This is a genomic window from Chryseobacterium sp. 2TAF14, assembly GCF_052115105.1.
Lineage (GTDB): Bacteria > Bacteroidota > Bacteroidia > Flavobacteriales > Weeksellaceae > Chryseobacterium.
In genome coordinates this window covers 1-3,533 of the sequence record NZ_JBFRGA010000237.1, presented here as the reverse complement: position 1 = coordinate 3,533, position 3,533 = coordinate 1, and the positions used below count along the sequence as shown (strand labels likewise).

3 protein-coding genes are annotated in these 3,533 nt (G+C 33.6%); all 3 read left to right on the top strand.

Annotated elements, in window-relative coordinates; translation table 11 throughout:
- Positions 1-522: hypothetical protein (locus tag AB4Y90_RS16665; RefSeq protein ID WP_441558694.1), on the top strand; the 522-nt coding region annotated here is incomplete at its 5' end.
- Between the two features lie 85 nt (positions 523-607).
- Entirely contained in the window at positions 608-904 is a 297-nt protein-coding gene (locus AB4Y90_RS16660) for a hypothetical protein (RefSeq protein ID WP_441558693.1), read from the top strand.
- A gap of 611 nt (positions 905-1,515) precedes the next feature.
- On the top strand, positions 1,516-3,174 hold the full coding sequence (locus tag AB4Y90_RS16655; protein WP_441558692.1) for a ribonucleoside-diphosphate reductase subunit alpha: 1,659 nt from the start codon (positions 1,516-1,518) through the stop codon (positions 3,172-3,174).
- The last annotated feature ends 359 nt before the right edge of the window (positions 3,175-3,533 follow it).

Sequence of the window (3,533 nt, the reverse complement as noted above, 5' to 3'; positions counted from 1 at the left end):
TTTCTAAATTCTTTAATTGAAGTCCTTAATACGAGAAAAACGAATTGCTCTGATGAAGAATTAAAAGATATTAAAAAACATATTTTTATTTTAGAAAACAGAATAATATCTGAATATGATAAAATAAATATTGATATTGAAGATAACATATTGGATACTGAAGAAATATCAATCGAGACTTCTGAATTTGTTAAAAAGACGTTAAACTTATATAAACTAATTGATGGCTTTTTTAAAACAGAAGATGACCTCAAATCCTATAAAAATAATCATAATCTAAATTTTAATGGTTTTGATGAGCATAACGATGTTAAAGAATTTTATGGTGCTGCTGATTACGCTGAGTATCTTATAGATTATGAGGGGGAATTTGCAAGCTTTAAAAATATTATTGGAAATGGTACAAGTTCAGATACTTATCAGTATTTAAAAGCTTTGGATTTTTTTGAGAACAAAGAGGTTAATGCAGATTCAATTATAGAATTTTCTTCAAAAAAAATTAAGGCGCGAGAAAACAGTTAGTATTAGCGATGTCATGCTGAGCCTGTCGAAGCATCTGCAGAGAGATGAGATTGCTTCGTTCCTCCCAATGACAAAAAATATAAAAATGATCAACGCTATCGTAAGTTACACCGTAAAACCTGAGTTTGTTTCYGAAAACAAAAGCAATATTCAGAAGTTTTTGAATGACTTTAAAACTTTAGACCAAACGAAATTTGAATATAAAGTTTTTGTAAAAGAAGACGGCGTTACATTTGTTCATTTTTCAAATTATGAAAACGAAGAAGTACAGAATATGGTTTTAAATATTCCGTCTTTCAAAGAGTTTCAAAAATTAAGAGACGAAAGCGGATTGAATGATTCTCATAAAGTAGAAATTTTACAGTCGGTTGGAGTTGAATAAATAAATTAAGAAGGCGCGAGCGAAGCGAGCGTCAAAACAGTTAGTATTAGAGATCTGTCATTGCGAACAAAGTGAAGCAATCTCAAACTTAATATTTTTAAAACCTAAATTAACCTTAATGGTTAAATTTAAAAAACATTAAGAATGGAATTAAGAAGTTAAGATGATTAAGAGATTCTTCGTTCCTCGGAAATCGAAGATTCGATGTACCAATGACAGAATCAAAAACATCAATAGGAACGGGCTTTAGCCCGTTTAATTAAAGATAAAATATTTTGGCTTTAGCCAAAAACTTAAAAGGATTTAAATCCAGAAATACCTTGTCAAGGTTTAAAACCTTGACAAGGTATTATTAAAAGATTGCTTCGTTGATTGAAATGACATCGAAGTAAAGATAACAAATCGTTGTTTTAGCCCTGATTGAGCGGCGTGTCTGAGCTCTTTTTGTAATTGCGACAGACAAATAATTCAACAGATTGCTTCACTTCGTTCGCAATGACAAAAAAGCGAGTAGCGAAAGCAGGTACAAAACCTGAGGATGCAGAGAAAACTTCCTGCTTCTAAAAATAAAAAAATCAATGTACAACGTACATTATACAATATAAACGAATATGGAAGAACAAAATACAAATATCTGGTGGCTCAACGAAGAATCTGAGCAAATGCTGAACAGAGGTTACCTTTTGAAAGGCGAAACCGTAGACGGTGCGATTGACAGAATTACTACTGCTGCAGCAAAAAGACTGTACAAACCTGAATTACAGCCTGCTTTCAAAGAAATGATTACCAAAGGATGGATCAGTTTTTCTTCTCCGGTTTGGGCAAATATGGGAACACAGAGAGGTCTTCCAATCTCTTGTTTCAACGTACATATTCCGGACAGCATTGAAGGAATTACCCACAAAATGGGCGAAGTTATCATGCAGACAAAAATCGGGGGCGGAACTTCCGGATATTTCGGGGAACTTCGTAACAGAGGAACTGCAGTTACCGACAACGGAAAATCTTCAGGAGCGGTTTCTTTTATGAAATTGTTTGATACCGCAATGGATGTGGTTTCTCAGGGTGGTGTAAGAAGAGGTGCTTTTGCCGCTTACTTGGATATTGACCACGGAGATATTGAAGAATTTTTATCGATTAAAGATATTGGAAGTCCTATTCAGAACCTGTTTACAGGCGTTTGCGTTCCGGATTACTGGATGCAGGATATGATTGATGGCGATATGGAAAAACGTAAAGTCTGGGCAAGAGTTTTGGAAAGCCGTCAGCAAAAAGGTTTACCATATATTTTCTTTACTGACAACGTTAACAGACACAAACCTCAGGTTTATAAAGATTTAGGATTAACCGTAAATGCAAGTAATCTTTGCTCGGAAATCATGCTTCCGTCTACAAGAGAAGAGTCTTTCATCTGCTGTCTTTCTTCAATGAACTTAGAATTGTATGACGAGTGGAAAGATACGGATGCTGTAAAATTAGCCATCTATTTCCTTGACGCCGTTTTGTCTGAATTTATCGAAAAAACGGAAGGAAACTATTATCTTCAGGGAGCAAGAAACTTCGCAATGCGTCATAGAGCGCTTGGTTTGGGAGTTTTGGGTTACCATTCTTACCTTCAGAAAAATATGATTCCTTTTGAAAGTTTTGAAGCTACTCAGTTTAATGCAAGAGCTTTCAGAAGAATTAAAGAACAGGCAGATATCGCAACAAGAGAATTAGCAAATATCTATGGGGAACCAGACTTGTTGAAGGGTTACGGAATCCGTAATACAACAACAATGGCAATTGCTCCTACAACTTCAAGTTCTGCAATTTTGGGACAGACTTCTCCTGGAATTGAGCCGTTTGCTTCAAATTATTATAAAGCTGGATTGGCAAAAGGAAACTTCATGCGTAAGAATAAATATCTTGCTAAATTATTGGAAGAAAAAGGTCTTGACAACGAAGAAACCTGGAGAACAATTATGCTGAATCACGGTTCTGTACAACACATCAACGAGTTGACTGACGAAGAAAAAGCAGTATTTAAAACTTTCAAGGAAATTTCTCCAATGGAGATTATTTCTCAAGCTGCACAAAGACAGCAATACATCGATCAGGCTCAGTCGCTGAATTTACAGATTCCTTCAACGATGCCTGTGAAAGATGTGAATTATCTTTACATTGAGGCATGGAAAAAAGGCGTAAAAACATTGTATTACCAAAGAAGTTCGTCTGTTTCTAAGGAAATGATGGTGAATTTCGTGACTTGTTCGGCTTGTGAAGCTTAAGAAAGAATAAATAAAAAGAAAGAGTCAAGTTAGGCTGAAATATTTTAAAACCGTAGATTTTCTGCGGTTTTTTTGTTTTTTTAATGGTATCATTTAGTTTAAAATATAAAAATTTATAATGGTTCAATCTGGTTTTTTATTTTTGAATCATTTAATTTTTAAACACTCTATCTAATTGATATTCAAATAAATAAATTTTATTTTTATTCATCAATTTTATAAAATTAATGAATCTTTAGTTTTATCATGTCTTGAATTTGGGTAAGTTTGATAAGAAAAATTATTTAACTCAAAAAAACTAAAATGATGAAAAAAAATCTATTTGCTTTACTTGTAATTTGCTTCTCTGCAGGTTATTC

Coding starts and splice junctions, on each gene's coding strand:
- AB4Y90_RS16655 (WP_441558692.1), top strand. CDS start 1,516: ATGGAAGAACAAAATACAAATATCTGGTGGCTCAACGAAGAATCTGAG.